18 protein-coding genes are annotated in these 14,589 nt (G+C 69.0%); 9 read left to right on the forward strand and 9 right to left on the reverse strand.

Going from position 1 to position 14,589, the window contains the following annotated elements:
* Positions 1-76: 76 nt before the first annotated feature.
* Positions 77-847 (forward strand): hydroxyacylglutathione hydrolase, encoded by a 771-nt coding sequence (gene gloB / locus H7A85_RS06665; protein ID WP_182085146.1) that lies wholly within the window; start codon positions 77-79, stop codon positions 845-847.
* Positions 844-1,290: a cupin domain-containing protein gene (locus H7A85_RS06670; protein ID WP_182085147.1), complete on the forward strand. Its 447-nt coding sequence runs from the start codon at positions 844-846 to the stop codon at positions 1,288-1,290. The genes gloB and H7A85_RS06670 overlap by 4 nt, the downstream gene beginning before the upstream one ends.
* On the opposite strand, the gene H7A85_RS06675 is transcribed toward H7A85_RS06670, so the two are convergent.
* Positions 1,291-2,160 carry an EamA family transporter gene (locus H7A85_RS06675; RefSeq protein ID WP_182085148.1) on the reverse strand — a complete coding sequence of 290 codons (870 nt, stop codon included), beginning with the start codon at positions 2,158-2,160 and terminating at the stop codon, positions 1,291-1,293.
* 136 nt (positions 2,161-2,296) lie between these two features.
* Between H7A85_RS06675 and H7A85_RS06680 the strand changes: the two genes are divergently transcribed.
* A complete protein-coding gene (locus H7A85_RS06680) occupies positions 2,297-3,136 on the forward strand; it encodes a PhzF family phenazine biosynthesis protein (protein ID WP_182085149.1) in 840 nt (279 codons plus the stop codon).
* Here the strand turns inward: H7A85_RS06680 and H7A85_RS06685 are convergent.
* Positions 3,133-3,924 (reverse strand): DUF3108 domain-containing protein, encoded by a 792-nt coding sequence (locus H7A85_RS06685; protein WP_182085150.1) that lies wholly within the window; start codon positions 3,922-3,924, stop codon positions 3,133-3,135. The genes H7A85_RS06680 and H7A85_RS06685 overlap by 4 nt on opposite strands.
* 229 nt (positions 3,925-4,153) lie before the next feature.
* Here H7A85_RS06685 and rpmB point away from each other — a divergent pair, with 229 nt between their 5' ends.
* Positions 4,154-4,462, forward strand: coding sequence for a 50S ribosomal protein L28 (rpmB, locus tag H7A85_RS06690; protein ID WP_182085151.1), 309 nt, complete (start codon positions 4,154-4,156; stop codon positions 4,460-4,462).
* A 125-nt stretch (positions 4,463-4,587) separates the two neighbouring features.
* A complete protein-coding gene (locus tag H7A85_RS06695) occupies positions 4,588-5,277 on the forward strand; it encodes a queuosine precursor transporter (RefSeq protein ID WP_182085152.1) in 690 nt (229 codons plus the stop codon).
* 4 nt (positions 5,278-5,281) lie between these two features.
* On the opposite strand, the gene H7A85_RS06700 is transcribed toward H7A85_RS06695, so the two are convergent.
* From H7A85_RS06700 to H7A85_RS06720, 5 genes are all read right to left on the reverse strand, one after another.
* The gene (locus H7A85_RS06700) at positions 5,282-6,316 is read right to left on the reverse strand and encodes an esterase-like activity of phytase family protein (protein WP_182085153.1); all 1,035 of its coding nucleotides are present in this window, start codon (positions 6,314-6,316) and stop codon (positions 5,282-5,284) included.
* A complete protein-coding gene (gene cobT / locus H7A85_RS06705) occupies positions 6,313-8,220 on the reverse strand; it encodes a cobaltochelatase subunit CobT (RefSeq protein WP_182085154.1) in 1,908 nt (635 codons plus the stop codon). Before cobT ends, H7A85_RS06700 begins: the two co-directional genes overlap by 4 nt.
* A gap of 14 nt (positions 8,221-8,234) precedes the next feature.
* Positions 8,235-8,624, reverse strand: a complete 390-nt coding sequence (locus H7A85_RS06710; RefSeq protein WP_182085155.1) for a hypothetical protein — start codon at positions 8,622-8,624, stop codon at positions 8,235-8,237.
* 53 nt (positions 8,625-8,677) lie between these two features.
* Complete coding sequence (gene cobS, locus H7A85_RS06715) at positions 8,678-9,664, reverse strand: cobaltochelatase subunit CobS (protein WP_182085156.1); 987 nt, start codon at positions 9,662-9,664, stop codon at positions 8,678-8,680.
* Positions 9,665-9,771: 107 nt separating this feature from the next.
* A complete protein-coding gene (locus tag H7A85_RS06720; RefSeq protein WP_182085530.1) occupies positions 9,772-10,392 on the reverse strand; it encodes a J domain-containing protein in 621 nt (206 codons plus the stop codon).
* A 121-nt stretch (positions 10,393-10,513) separates the two neighbouring features.
* Here H7A85_RS06720 and H7A85_RS06725 point away from each other — a divergent pair, with 121 nt between their 5' ends.
* Both H7A85_RS06725 and H7A85_RS06730 read left to right on the forward strand, forming a co-directional pair.
* Positions 10,514-10,816 (forward strand): BolA family transcriptional regulator, encoded by a 303-nt coding sequence (locus tag H7A85_RS06725; RefSeq protein ID WP_182085531.1) that lies wholly within the window; start codon positions 10,514-10,516, stop codon positions 10,814-10,816.
* A 7-nt stretch (positions 10,817-10,823) separates the two neighbouring features.
* Positions 10,824-11,534, forward strand: a complete 711-nt coding sequence (locus H7A85_RS06730) for a YoaK family protein (RefSeq protein ID WP_182085157.1) — start codon at positions 10,824-10,826, stop codon at positions 11,532-11,534.
* Here the strand turns inward: H7A85_RS06730 and aroB are convergent.
* Entirely contained in the window at positions 11,524-12,663 is a 1,140-nt protein-coding gene (gene aroB / locus H7A85_RS06735; RefSeq protein ID WP_182085532.1) for a 3-dehydroquinate synthase, read from the reverse strand. The two genes, H7A85_RS06730 and aroB, sit on opposite strands and share 11 nt — an antisense overlap.
* The gene (locus H7A85_RS06740; protein ID WP_182085158.1) at positions 12,657-13,241 is read right to left on the reverse strand and encodes a shikimate kinase; all 585 of its coding nucleotides are present in this window, start codon (positions 13,239-13,241) and stop codon (positions 12,657-12,659) included. Before H7A85_RS06740 ends, aroB begins: the two co-directional genes overlap by 7 nt.
* Before the next feature lie 190 nt (positions 13,242-13,431).
* On the opposite strand from H7A85_RS06740, the gene H7A85_RS06745 reads away from it, so the two are divergent.
* Entirely contained in the window at positions 13,432-13,614 is a 183-nt protein-coding gene (locus H7A85_RS06745) for a histidine kinase (RefSeq protein ID WP_182085159.1), read from the forward strand.
* Positions 13,611-14,537, forward strand: coding sequence for a site-specific tyrosine recombinase XerD (locus H7A85_RS06750; protein ID WP_182085160.1), 927 nt, complete (start codon positions 13,611-13,613; stop codon positions 14,535-14,537). The genes H7A85_RS06745 and H7A85_RS06750 overlap by 4 nt, the downstream gene beginning before the upstream one ends.
* Positions 14,538-14,589: the final 52 nt, after the last annotated feature.

Consider the following 14,589-nt stretch of genomic DNA (forward strand, 5'->3'; position numbering starts at 1 on the left):
ATATCATGCCGAGTCCGGGACGAGCCAGCGCTTCGCCCTAACTAGCGCGTGAACGCAGCCTCGCGAGGGTTTATCGATGTCCGCCGCCTCCATCCGCCAGTTCACCTGCCGAAGCGACAATTTCGGCGTCCTCCTTCACGACGCGGAGGGCGGCGTCACCCTGTCGATCGACGCGCCGGAGGAAGGGCCGATCGTGGCGGCGCTGGAGCGCGAGGGCTGGCGGCTCACCCATATCCTGACGACCCACCACCACAACGACCACGTGGCGGCCAACGAGGCGCTGAAGGCGCGCTTCGGCGCCGAGATCGTCGGCCCCGCCGGCGAGCGGGCGAAGATCCCGGGGCTCGATCGCGCGGTGCGGGGCGGCGAGACGATCCGCATCGGCAGCCTCGACGTCCACGTCATCGACACGCCGGGCCACACGGCGGGCGAGGTGTCCTATCATGTGCCGGCGGCCGGCGCCCTGTTTGCGGCCGACACCCTGTTCTCGCTCGGCTGCGGCCGCCTGTTCGAGGGGGATGCGGCGACCATGTGGGCGAGCCTCCGGCGGCTTCGCGCCCTGCCCGACGAGACGATGCTCTATTGCGGCCACGAATACACCGCCACCAACGCGCGCTTCGCCGTGGATGTCGATCCCGGCAATCTCCTCCTCCAGGAGCGGGTGAAGGAGGTGGAGGCCTTGCGCGTTCGCGGCGAGGCGACGCTGCCGGTGCCGCTCGGGCGCGAAAAGCGCACCAACCCGTTCCTGCGCGCCGACGATCCCGACCTGCAGGCGGCGTTCGGGATGGCGGGGGAGGACCCGGTTTCCGTGTTCGCGGCGCTACGCGAGAAGAGGAACGGCTATTGAGAGCGCGCGACGTCATCTCGGCGCTGCGTCTCGAAGCCCATCCCGAAGGCGGCTGGTATCGCGAGACCTTTCGCGACACGGCGGTGGACGAGACGGGCCGGGCGCGCTCCACCGCGATCTACTACCTCCTCGATCTCGGCGAGACCTCGGAATGGCACCGGGTGCGGGACGCCGCGGAGACCTGGGCCTGGCATGCGGGCGCGCCGCTCGTCCTCACCGTCTCGCCCAACGGGCACGACGCCGCCGCGCATCGTTTGGGCAATGGCGTCCTGACGGGGGAGGCGCCGCAGTTCACCGTGCCGGCCGGCTGGTGGCAGACGGCGACGAGCCTTGGCGAATGGACGCTCGTGACCTGCACCGTCGCGCCGGGCTTCACGTTCCAGAGCTTCGAGATGGCGCCCCCCGGCTGGCGCCCGACCCCGCGCGCGCCCGGCGCGCGCTGATCAGAAGCCCGAGAGGCGTCGGAACACGGGAAGGGCTGCGAGCGCGGCCCCGCCGGTGATCATCGCGGCGGCCAGGAGGACGGTGGGGGACAGCGGTGCTTCGCCGAAGGCCACCAGCGCCAGCGTCGACAGGATCGGCGCGGCATAGCTCGCCGCGCCCAGAAGCTGGATGTCGCCCCGCTTCACCCCGACATCCCAGCAGAAGAAGGCGGCGCCGACCGGCAGGAGCCCGAGAAGCGTGAGCGCGATCCATTCGCCGGGGGCGGAAGGCCAGACCGTGGTCTCGAACAGGAGGTGGCAGACGAGGGAGAGAAGCGCGGTGGCCGCGCAGAAGCCGCCGACGACCTCGCTCGGAACGCCCGCGAAGCGACGCGACAGAAGCGAGTAGCCCGACCAGAAGAGCGCGGCGACGCCGGCCAAGGCGTAGCCGAAGGCGTACTCCCCCGAAAACGACACGCCCCCGCCTCTCCCCCCGATCAGAAGCGCGGTGCCGGCAAGGCCGACAAGCGCGCCGGCCGCGTGATACCAGCGCAGCCGCTCGCCCGGCAGGGCGGCGGAGCCGAGGACGATCAGGAGCGGCCAGAGATAGCAGATGAGGCTGGCCTCCACGGCGGGCGCCGCGCGCAGCGCCGAGAAGTAGAGCGCGTGGTATCCGAAGAGGCCCCCGATCCCGAGCAGCCAGACGGCGGGCGGCTGGCGGAACACCGAAAGGCTGGCGCCCTGCCGCAGAAGCGGCGCGAGGCAGGTGAGGGTGCCGATCGCAAAGCTCATGGCGGCGAGCTGGAACGGGGGCACGGCGCCGCTGCGCGCCGCGAGCAGCGCCAGGAGCGACCACATCAGAATCGCCAGAAAACCGAATGCCGTCGCCATCTCGCCGCTCCCGAACCCTGCTCGCCCGGCCGTAGAGGAGGCGGGAGCCGGGGTCAAACCGGCCGGTGCGGCGATGGACGCCCCCGGCGCTCCGGTCCATAAGCGGATCCGGGACCAATATCGGGCGAGTTCGATCATGCAGCGGCGCTTCATCCAGTGCGACGTCTTCACCGCCGTTCCCGGGCGCGGCAACGGCCTGGCCGTGGTGCTCGACGCGGACGGGCTGGATACGGAGGCCATGCAGCGCTTCGCGGTCTGGACGAATCTGGCCGAGACCGCCTTTCTTCTGCCCCCGAGCGATCCGGCGCTGGCCGACTACCGGGTGCGCATCTTCACGACGACGCGCGAATTACCCTTTGCCGGCCATCCGACGCTCGGCAGTTGCGCCGCCTGGCTCCATGCCGGGGGCGTGCCGAAGGATGCTTCCCTGATTCGCCAGGAATGCGCGATCGGCATCGTCGAGATCGACCGGAGCGGCGCCATTCCCGCCTTCGTCGCACCGCCGACGCGGATCGAGGCGCTGGAGCCGCAAGCGCTGACCGAGGCCCTGGACGCCCTGCGCGTCGATCCGGCGGATGTCGTGCGCACCGCCCGCCTCACCAACGGCCCGGTTTGGATCGCGATCGAACTCAGGGATGCGGACGCGGTTCTCGCGGCGGACGCCACCGGCGCCTCGTTTCCCGACGAGCGCGGGATCGGGCTGATCGGCCCCCATGGGCCCGGCGGCCCGGCGGACTTCGAAGTGCGGATGATCGATATCTGGCACGGCGTGAAGGAGGACCCGATCACCGGATCGCTGAACGCCGCGCTCGCCCGCTGGATGGAGGCCGAAGGGCGCTTGCCCGAAGCCTACACCGTGGCCCAGGGCACCCGGATCGGCCGGCTCGGCCGCGTCCACGTTCGCCGCGACGGGGCCGGCCGCGTCCTCGTCGGCGGCGAGACGCAGATTCTGATCGAGGGCACGCTCACGCTCTAGGCGTCCGGCGCCGCGAACCGCGAGGCGGACAGCGTCAGCGGCCCGACCTCGGTCGGGATGCGCACGCGCACCGGCGCATAGATGCCGGTATCGCGCACCGGGGCGAACCAGAGCTCGATCCGCTTGCCGCGCAGGAACTTCAGGCCGTTGGACGAGGTGCGATAGCCGCTGACGGGGCGAACCGTCGTGGAGCACACCACGGCATCCCCCGCGAAGCCTTCCGTGCGCACCGGCTTGGTGCCGGCGGGGCTCAGCGGCAGATCGAGGCGGGTCCAGCCGTCGAAGACGGGGAGCGTTCGCCGGCACAGGTCCTCCGGCTTGCCCGGCTTGATCATCAGCCCACTCAACGGGTCGACGACGGCTGCGAGCTCGGCGGGCTTGACGGGAATGAAGTCGGCGGGCGCGGGCGTTCGCGCCGGCGGGGCGACGTCCACCCCCGAGACGCGTCCGGAGCGCAGCCGCAGGTCGCTCGACCAGGACTTGCCGTCGCTGGTATAGGCGAGCTTGTAGCGCTCGGCGAGGAGCCGGTCGCCGCGCACCCGGCCCGAAACCGAGCTCGTGCCGCGCGTCGAGGACACGAGTTCGGCAAGCCCCGCCGAGGAGAGCGTGCCCGAAACGTCGTAGCGCTGGCCGTCGATGCGCGTGCGGAACTCGGCGCGCCCGACCGGGAGCCCGATCAAGGAGATGGTGTAGTTCGTGCGAAGCCGCAGCGGCTCGGCCCCGGCGGGCGCGACGGTGGAGAGGGCGGCGGCCAGAAGAAGCGGCAGGAGGGCGAGGACACGAGGCATGGGGCCACCTTCGCGCGAATGGGCGGGGAGGGCGAGAGGTTTTCTCGCCCGGCATCGCGGCAACATCATGCCCGCACCCGTTCCGCGCACCGTCCGGCTTGACGCGCCCGGCGGGTGCGACTATAGGGACGATCGATTTTCCGATCATGCCATGGGGTCGATGATCGCGCTGCCGTTCCGGCGGCGGCGCGCCCCGGAAGGCCGTATCGAACGTTTGAAAGGTGATCCCATGTCACGCGCTTGCGAACTGACCGGCAAGGCCGTCCAGACCGGCAACAATGTCAGCCACGCCAACAACAAGACGCGTCGGCGCTTCCTGCCGAACCTGTGCCAGGTCACGCTGATCTCCGACGCGCTCGGCCAGCGTTTCCGCCTGCGCATCAGCGCCCATGCGCTGCGCTCGGTGGAGCACCGCGGCGGTCTCGACGCCTTCCTCGCCAAGGCCGCCGAGCACGAGCTGTCGCAGAAGGCCCGCCTTCTGAAGCGCCAGATCGCCAAGAAGACCGCCGGCGAAGCCCAGGCTCCGGCCGCAGCCTAAGGCTCGATCGGCCCACCGAATCGAATTCGATCAGCGCCGCCCCTTCCGGGCGGCGCTTTCGTGCGTTCTCCTTGTCCCCATCGCTGGTGCCATCTCCCAGCCTAAAAAAATGGAAACCCAAGCCCGTGACCCTTTCGCGCCGCTACGTCCTGCCGGTGATCGCCATGACGATCATCGTGCTCCTGTCCAACATCGCCGTGCAGTTTCCGGTAGAGGGCCAGGTGGGCGCCCTGTCGCTCGCCGATCTCCTGACCTGGGGCGCCTTCGTCTACCCCTTCGCCTTCATCGTGACCGACGTGAACAACCGCCTATTCGGCCCTGCCATGGCGCGGCGCGTCGTGTATCTCGGTTTTGCGGCGGCGGTCCTGAGCTCGATCGTGTTTCCGCCGATTCTCCATCGCCTCGGCCTGACGCCCTTCGAGACGGAGGCTGGGCGTCTCCTGCGCATCGCGCTGGCCAGCGGCTCGGCCTTTCTGGTCGCGCAGCTTCTCGACATCCTGGTGTTCAACCGGCTGCGCCGCTTGTCCTGGTGGAAGGCGCCGCTCGCCAGCGGCATCGCCGGCACGATTCTCGACACGCTGGTGTTCTTCTCGCTCGCCTTCGCGCCGGTCTTTGTGCTTCTCGGCCCGAACGAGCCTTTCGCCTTGGAGAGCGCGCCGCTTCTCGGCCTCTTCGCGCTGGAGGCTCCGCGCTGGCTGTCCTGGGCGCTCGGCGACTTCGGCGTGAAGCTGACGATCGCGATCTTCGGCCTCGTGCCGTACCGCGTCGCGATCAACGCCTTCCTGCCCTATCGCGACGCGCCCGCCGTCGCCTGACGCCTCAGGGGGCGGGCTCGGCGCCCGCCTGCCGGTCTTCGGCGAGGCGGAACTCCAGGTAGAGATTGCGCTGGAAGAACGAGCCGTTGTCGTCGGAGATCAGCGACAGGTAGGTGTGGCCGTCCGCGCCCCCCCAGACGTCGAGCCCTTCCATGTTGTCGATCTCGTTGCCGAAATTGGCTTCCATGATCACGGGACCGTCGACCAGCGCGCCGGGACGGATCGCCTCGGCGTCGATGCGCCGGATGCGCATGCCGATGCGCCCGAACCCTTCGAAGCGGCGCTCCAGAAGCAGGAAGTCGCCGCCCGGCAGAAACGCCCCGTCGGTCGCCGCCCAGGGAAGCTGCCGCTTCACGGTGAAAAGGCCCTGGCCGAGGATCGCGGCCCAAAGGTTTCCCGCCGTGTCTACCGATTGTTCGGCGACGATCACCACGGCGCCGCGCAAGGGGCTGTCCTCCGGCGAGGCGGCGATCGTCTCCAGCCCGCCATTGGTGCGCAGCTCGCGGCGCGGGATGGGCAGGGGAAGGCGCCGCGCCCGGCTTTCGAACGGGTCCGGCGCGAGCGCGTAGGCCTCGATCCGGTGATCGCGCTCGAACGACACGAAGGCTTCGTTTCCGACGATCGCCAGCCCTTCCGCGTCCGCCTGCCCCTTGGAAGGCATGGCGCGACCGGCGCCGTTGAGGATCGAAGCGATGCGCGCGTCCTTGATGCCCACAGGTCGCCCGTCCGCGTCGCGCCGGATGGTGCCGGCAAACCAGTAGCCGGTATCGGTCACCGAAAGGAACGACCGCCCGCCATCGCGCATGCGGATCGAGGACACGCCCGACAAGCGGCGATCGCCGGACGAGTAGGAAAAGCCGCCGACGTAGTCGAGCGATCCGAAGCGCGTTTCCCCCGAGCCGATATGGAACCGGGCGATCGGCTGCGACTGGACGAGCGTCTCGGTCGTCTCAGCGCGGGCGGCGGGCGCCAGGGCCGCGCTCGTCGCCAGAAGCGCGGCCAGCGCTGCGCCCTGCAGGAGGCGCCGAGCGGGCGTCATCGCCGGCTCGCCGTCCGCTTCGCGCGCCGGGGTGCGGTTTCGCCTTCGTCCGCGAACAGGGCAGCGAGCTGCTCGGTCATCGCGCCGGCCAGCTCTTCCGCGTCCGAGATCGTCACGGCGCGGCGATAATAGCGCGTCACGTCGTGCCCGATGCCGATGGCGAGAAGCTCTACCGGCGAGCGCGTCTCGATCTCCTCGATCACCGCGCGCAGGTGGCGCTCCAGATAGTTGCCGGGGTTCACCGACAGGGTCGAATCGTCCACCGGCGCGCCGTCCGAGATCATCATCAGGATGCGCCGCTGCTCGGGCCGCCCGAGCAGTCGGTTGTGCGCCCAGATCAGCGCCTCGCCGTCGATGTTCTCCTTCAGGAGCCCCTCGCGCATCATCAGGCCGAGATTGCGCCGGGCGCGGCGCCAGGGCGCGTCGGCCGATTTGTAGATGATGTGCCGGATATCGTTCAGCCGGCCCGGCTGGGGCGGCTTGCCGGCTTTCAGCCACGCTTCGCGCGACTGGCCGCCCTTCCAGGCTCTCGTCGTGAAGCCGAGCACCTCGACCTTGACGCCGCAGCGCTCCAATGTGCGCGCCAGAATGTCGGCGCAGGTCGCGGCGACCGTGATCGGACGGCCGCGCATCGAGCCGGAATTGTCGATCAGGAGCGTGACGATCGTGTCGCGGAAGTCGGTGTCGCGCTCCATTTTAAAGGAGAGCGGCTGCATCGGGTCGGTGACGAGGCGCGTCAGGCGTGCGGTGTCGAGATAGCCTTCCTCAAGATCGAAGTCCCATGCGCGGTTCTGCTGCGCCATGAGGCGGCGTTGAAGCCGGTTGGCGAGGCGCCCAACGGCGCCCTGGAGCGAAACGAGCTGCTTGTCGAGAAAGGCGCGCAGGCGGTCGAGTTCGGCCTCGTCGCAAAGCTCCTCGGCGCCGATCGTCTCGTCGAAGCTTTCGGAAAAGACGCGGTAGTCCGTGTCGGCGAGATCGCGCGGCATCGCCTGGTTGGGGCGGCGCGATTCGCCGGGTACTTGCGAATCCTCGTCCTCTTCGTCGGAGGCTTCCTCGGCCGTGGTCTCGGACGTCTCCGATTCGGACGTGTCCTCGCTCTCGGCCTCGCCCTCCGATTCCTGCGGCTCGGCCTCGTCCTGGCCGGCTTCCTTCTCGTTGCCCGCGTCCTCGTTGTCGCGCGTCTGGTTGTCGCCGGCCTCCTCGTCGGATTCCTCATCCTCCGCCTGCGTGTCGTCGGCCAGTTCCTCGGCCATGTCCATGGACACGAGGAGGTCGCGGATGGCGCGCGCAAACGAGCGCTGGTCTTCGAGCGTTTCGTTCAGCCGTTCGAAGCGCGCCCCCGCCTTGTCCTCGATCCAGTCGCGCCAGACGTCGACGAGGTTCTGGGCGCTGGCCGGAATGGGGCGTCCCGTCAGCTTCTCGCGCAGGAGAAGGGCGACGGCGTCCTCCAGCGGCGCTTCGGCGCGATCGGTGACATCAGACAGGTTGGAGCGGTGGTACTTGTCCTCCAGCATGGCGGCGAGATTGTCGGCGACACCCGGCATGGCGTTGGCGCCGATCGCCTCGCAGCGCGCCTGTTCGAGCGCATCGAACACGGCGCGCGCCCCGCGCCCGTCCGGCGACAGCGTCGCGTGGATGCGCGCGTCGTGGCGGGCCTTGCGCAGCGCCATCGCGTCCGACAGCCCGCGCACCACCGCGACGTCGCTTTGGACGGCGCGCTTCGGCAATTCGGGCAAGCGCGCGCGCGTTCCCGTCAGCCCCGGCCGCTCGTTGCCGTAGACGATCTCGAGTTCGCCATCGCCCGCGATCGCGCGCATGCACCCGGCCACGGCACGGCGGAAGGGCTCGCGGTCGGATGTCCTGTTCGGCTTGCCGCCGCGCTGGTTGTCGCCTGGTCGCGCCATCGTCGTTGATCCCGTCAGGACTGGGGGCCGGCCGAAGCGGAGCCAGCGGTCTGCGCGATCGCGTCCACGGCGTCCGCGACGCTCAAGGTGAAGGCGCCCGCCTGGCCCTCATCCCAGGCCGATCTCCAAGTCGCATAGCCGTCCTCGAACCCGTCCGAAATCGCGCCGTCTTCTTCGAGGCGGATCAGCGAGGGCAGGATCCCGTCCGGCGCGAAGGGCATATGCCCGATCGTCTGCCTTGAAGCGTCCACGGTCGGGATCGGCACATCGGTGACGGCGATCGAGACGACCTGAATGCCGTCACCGAAATCGTCCACACGCCCGATCACAACACGTGAGGTGGGGGAAACCGCGTCCGAATAGGTCCAGACCTGCCCCGGAGCGAGATCGTTCAGGTTCGGCATGGACGGTTCCCCTTCACACGGGCGTTCGTATCGACGCGGCCCGTACCCCTCGTTCAATCCAGAACGAGGTTCGACGCCGATTCCGGCAGTTCTTCCCCGAAGGCGCGCTGATAGAACTCTGCGACCAGCGGGCGCTCGAGGTCGTCGCACTTGTTGAGGAAGGTCAGGCGGAAGGCGAAGCCGATGTCGCCGAAGATCTCGGCGTTCTCGGCCCAGGTGATCACCGTGCGCGGGCTCATCACGGTGGAAAGATCGCCGTTGACGAAGGCCGAGCGCGTGAGGTCGGCGACGCGTACCATCTTGGAAACCTGGGTACGCCCTTCCTTGGTCTGGAAGTGCTTGGCCTTGGCCTGCACGATGCCGACCTCGTTGTCGTGCGGCAGGTAGTTCAGCGTCGTGACGATGGACCAGCGGTCCATCTGCGCCTGATTGATCTGCTGCGTGCCGTGGTAGAGGCCGGTCGTGTCGCCGAGGCCCACCGTGTTGGCGGTGGCGAAGAGGCGGAAAGCCGGGTGCGGGCGGATGACGCGGGCCTGATCGAGCAGCGTCAGGCGGCCGGACGATTCGAGGACGCGCTGGATCACGAACATCACGTCCGGCCGGCCGGCGTCGTATTCGTCGAACACCAGCGCCACGTTGTTCTGGTAGGCCCAGGGGAGGACCCCGTCGCGGAACTCGGTCACCTGCTTGCCGTCGCGAACCGTGATCGCGTCCTTGCCGACGAGATCGATGCGGGACACGTGGCTGTCGAGGTTGATGCGCACGCAGGGCCAGTTGAGGCGGGCGGCGACCTGCTCGATATGGGTCGACTTGCCCGTGCCGTGATAGCCCGACACCATGACGCGGCGGTTCTTGGCGAAGCCCGCCAGGATCGCCAGCGTCGTCTGCCGGTCGAACAGGTAGTCCAGGTCGATCTCGGGAACGTGGGACTCTGTGGTCGAGAAGGCGGGAACCTTCAGATCGCTGTCGAAACCGAAGGTTTCGCGGACGGAGACCATGGCGTCGGGAAGGTTCGCCACTTCCAGTTCCGCTGCACTCATCATACCTCCAGGGGCGCTGCCGCGCTTCGGCAGGCCTTGCATCTCGCGTGTCGGGTCCGTCGGAATGGCTCTTCGCTCGAGGCCGGGAAAAGCCGAATCGTCCTCGCTTAACAGAAGCCCGACGCCTTCAAAAGCTTGTAGGCCTGAATCACCTCGCGAAGCCGATCCTCCGATCCGCGATCGCCGCCGTTGGAATCGGGATGGTACTGCTTCACGAGCGCCTTGTACTGGACGCGGATCGCCTCGCCCCCGGCGTTTTCGGGAAGGCCGAGCGTGGTGAGCGCCTTCACCTCCAGCGTTCGCGCCTTGCGGCGCGGGGCGGGCGCTGCAGCCTCGCCGTCGCCGAAGAGGTTGAAGCTGTCGCGCGGGCGCGCGCCGTTCCAGCGGCGCGGGCGCCCGCTCGGCTTTTGCGATGGCATGGCTCCGCCCGAATTGTTGGAGCCCATGGTCCAGGTCGGCCGGTTGCCGGTCAGGGAATCCTTCAGGTACTTCTGGATGTCATCGTCCCCGAGCCCGGAGAAGTAGTTGTAGGCCTTGTTGTACTGGCGCACGTGATCGACGCAGAAATGAAGGTACTGGCCCTCGTGGTCGCGCCCGCGCGGCGCCTTGTGGGAGCCCGGTTCCTCGCAGCCTTCCCAGGCGCAGACGGGGGCGCGCGTCGGCTCGGGCGCGGAGGAGCGGCCGGACCGGACACGGATCTTGTCGAAATATTTGGAATCGAGCTTCATCACGCGGCGATTATGGGGCTCCGGCCCCGCTTGAACAAGAATTGACAGATCCGAAAACCCGCCCACAACGAAGCCGGCAATGCACCGGCGGACGGCGATCCGACATCGGAAAGGCGAGATGATGACGATGCACGAGACCATCGAGGCGAAGCTGACGGCAGGCTTGGCCCCATCGAGCCTTTCGGTGATCAACGAAAGCCACCTTCACGCGGGCCACCACCATGGGGCAAGCTCCCATCACGGCGCCTTCGACGGCACGGGCGAGACGCATTTTCGCGTGCGCATCGTGTCCGAGCGCTTCGCGGGCCAGAGCCGGGTGGAGCGCCACCGCACGGTGAACGCGCTCCTGAAGGAGGAACTGGCGGGAAGCGTCCACGCGCTGGCGATCGAGGCGGCGGCGCCCGGCGAGCCGGTTCGCGGCTGACACCGCCATGCGGCGGCGCGCGGGGCGGCGGGGTCGCATCCGGCTTGCGACGGGCCTCGGCTTCGCGGCGGCCCTCAGCTTCGTCGCGGGGATGACGGACGCGCTCGGCTTTCTCCTCGCCGGCGACTTCGTATCCTTCATGAGCGGCAATACGACGCGTCTCGGTATCGCAGCCGGCGAGGGCGCGTTCGGGCGGGCGCTGCATCTCGGCGCGCTGCTCGCGGCCTTCGTCGCCGGCAACGCGCTCGGCGTTCTCCTGATGCGCTGGGCTCGGGGAAGCCAGCCGGTGCTCCTCGCCCTCGTCGCCGGGTCCACGACGCTCGCCGGCCTTCTGTGGCCGACGGATGGGGCAAGCCTCGTTCTGGTTCTTTCGATGGGCGCGATCAACGTCGCGCTGGAGGAGGTCGGCGGCCAGTCGCTCGGCCTTACCTACGTGACCGGCGCCCTGTCGCGCTTCGGGCGCGGGATCGCGCGCGCGATCCTCGGCGAGGCCTCGCCCGGCTGGTGGGTCCAGATCGTGCCCTGGTGCGGCATGGCGCTGGGGGCTGTGGCGGGCGCCGTTCTCGTGCACCACATCGGCGAAGGCGCCGTGTTCGCCTCGGCGGCGGGAAGTGCGGGCCTTGCCCTTGCCGCGCTCGCCATCCCGCGCCGCTGGCGCCGCTCCTATCTCGTGCGCCGGCCGTATCGCCGGAGCCGGGGCCAAGCGCTCAAGGCTTGAGTTCGGCCGCCAGGAAATCGCGCACGCTTTCCCGCGAAACGTCGCGCGAGATGAAGGCCTGCCCGATGCCGCGCGTCAGGATGAAGGTCAGGCTGCCGCGCGACACCTTCTTGTCCTGCGCGATCTTGTCCATCAGCCCGTCCACGGTGAACGGCTCGCCGGGAATCTCGTCGATGCGCGTCGGCAGACCGGCCGCGCGCAGGTGCGCTTCCACGCGTCCGGCGTCCTGGCCCGAGCAAAGCCCGAGTTCGCGCGAGAAGCGATGGGCGAGCGCCATGCCGATCGACACGCCCTCGCCGTGGACGAGGCGGGCCGGGTCGTAGCGCACGGCCGATTCCAGCGCGTGGCCGAACGTGTGGCCGAGATTGAGAAGCGCGCGGTTGCCGTCCTCGCGCTCGTCGCCCGCCACGATCTCGGCCTTGGCGCGGCAGCTCGCGGCGATCGCTTCGACGCGCTCCGCGCCGCCGGCGAAGATCGCCTGCCTGTTGGCCTCCAGCCATTCGAAGAAGTCCGGCCGGTCGATCAACCCGTATTTGACCACCTCGGCATAGCCGGCGCGAAACTCGCGCTGGACCAGCGTGTCGAGAACGTCGGTGTCGGCCAGCACCAGCGCCGGCTGGTGGAACACGCCGACGAGGTTCTTGCCGCGTGGGGAGTTGATGCCGGTCTTGCCGCCGACGGAACTGTCCACCTGCGCCAGAAGCGAGGTTGGCACCTGGACGAGATGCATGCCGCGCCGAGCGATGCCGGCGGCAAAGCCCGTGAGATCGCCGATCACGCCGCCGCCGAAGGCCACCACCGCGTCGCCGCGCTCCAGGCGCTCTTCCAGGATGCGGTCGACGACGGCCGTCAGGTGGACGAAGGACTTGGTGGTTTCGCCGGGTGGCAGGGTGAGGAGCGAGGACGCGATGCCGGCTTCGTTCAGAGATGCCAGCAGCGCCTCGGCGTGAAGCCCGGCGACCGTCTCGTCCGACACTATGAGCGTGCGCGCGCCGGGAAGGCGCCAGGCGATCTCGGTGCCGGCCCGCTCCAGAAGGTTCGGACCGATCAGGATGTCGTAGGACCGCTCCCCCAACTCGACGCGAACGCGCTGGGCGGAAACGGTGTCGGGTGAGGGGATGCTCATGATGCGGCCTTGAAGGAGGGCAGGCGCTCCAGCGACTGGAAGATCTCGCGCGCGATCACCTCGCGCTTGACGTTGCGCGAATGGACGGTGAGATCGGCGCCGGCATAGATGGGATAGCGCTGGTCCATCAGCGCCTTCAAGGTGGCGCGCGGATCGGCGGTCTGGAGCAGCGGGCGCGTCGGGCGCTTGGAGACGCGCTCCATCAGAACGTCGAGCTCGGCCTTCAGCCAGACGGTGACGGCTCGCTCGGACAAGAGCTTGCGCGTCGCCTCGTTCATGAAGGCGCCGCCCCCCGTGGCGATGACGCGCGGACCCTCGTCGACGAGACGCGCGACGACGCGCGCTTCCAGCGCCCGGAACTCCGGCTCGCCGTAGGCGGCGAAAAGCTCGGAGATCGTCATGCGCGAGGCATCCTCGATCTCGTGGTCGGTGTCGACGAAGGGGAGCTCCAGCATCTGCGCCAGCTTGCGCCCGACCGTGGTCTTGCCCGCGCCCATCAGACCCACGAGCACCACGGGCCGGCGGGCGAGGGTGGGCGTGGGGCGGGGGCTGACGGGCTGGATCCCGGTCGTCTCGATCATCGCTTCGCGTATCAAGGAGCTTCAAGTTTTCGCCGGGCTTGAGACCAGAAAAGGGGGGAAGCGTCAAGGCAAGGCTCGGCGCCCATAGTGAGGGTCGAGGCCTTGTTTCCGCTTCAAAACCGTTTCTAGTGTCGCCTGCGACGCGTTCACTCGTCCCGCCTTCCCGACATCCGAAGAGTGCCCCCTGCCGATGCCGACACTGACGCGCCTTCTCCTGATCCTCGCGCTCCTCGCAGGTCTGGTTCTGGCCGGGATGGCGGCCCTCGTCGCCTTCGTCAAACCGGTACCCGTGCCCGTCACGAGAACGGTGCCGATTCCCGCCCTGCAAAGCGCGCCCGTCGTGCCCAACACCCGGACGGGGGTGGCGCCGTGAGCGAGGCGGGGCGCATCGAGGCGTTTCTGGAGATGATGGCGGTGGAGCGCGGCGCGTCCGAAAACACGCTCGCCGCCTACCGGCGCGACCTCGAGCATGTCCGCGAAGCGCTGGGCGGCGCCTTGTCGGGGGCGACGACGGACGCCATCCGCGACTACATGACGGGGCTGGACGTGCAAGGCTTCGCCGCCTCCAGCCGCCAGCGCCGCCTGTCGTCGCTCCGCCAGTTCTTCAAGTTCCTCTACGCCGAAGACATGCGCGGCGACGATCCGACCTCGCCGATCGAGGGTTCGCGCAAGGAGCGCAGCCTGCCGAAGATCCTGTCGGAAGCCGAGGTCGACCGGCTGATCGGGGAAGCGGAGGCTTCGGCCGGCGATCCCGAGCTTCGAGGCGCTGCCTTGGCGCGCGCCCGGCGCATGCATGCGCTGGTCGAGATCCTCTATGCCACCGGCTTGCGCGTGTCCGAACTCGTCGCCCTGCCGCGCGCGGTCCTGCGCTCGCGCAACCGGCTGATCGTGGTGCGCGGCAAGGGCAACAAGGAACGCATGGTGCCGATCGGCGAGCGGGCGCGCGATGCGATGGACGCGTTCGGTGCATCGCTGAAGGAGCTGCCGGGTGCCGATGGTGCCTGGCTTTTTCCCGGCCTGTCGGAAAGCGGGCACATGAGCCGCCAAGCCTTCGCGCGCGATCTGAAGAGCTTGGCCGTGCGCGCCGGCATCCTGCCCTCGCGCGTGTCGCCCCATGTCCTGCGCCACGCCTTCGCCAGCCACCTCCTTCAGAACGGGGCCGATCTTCGTGCCGTGCAGGAGCTTCTCGGCCACGCCGACATCGGCACGACGCAGATCTACACCCATGTCCTGGAAGAGCGCCTCCTGGCTCTCGTCACCGACCATCACCCCCTGTCCGACCTCGGGCGGGAATAGGCCGGGCCCGGCGCCTTCCTTGACATTCGGATGACGGATCGCCAGTTTGCGC

It is taken from the genome of Aureimonas sp. ME7 (assembly GCF_903970965.1).
Taxonomy (GTDB): Bacteria; Pseudomonadota; Alphaproteobacteria; order Rhizobiales; family Rhizobiaceae; genus Aureimonas.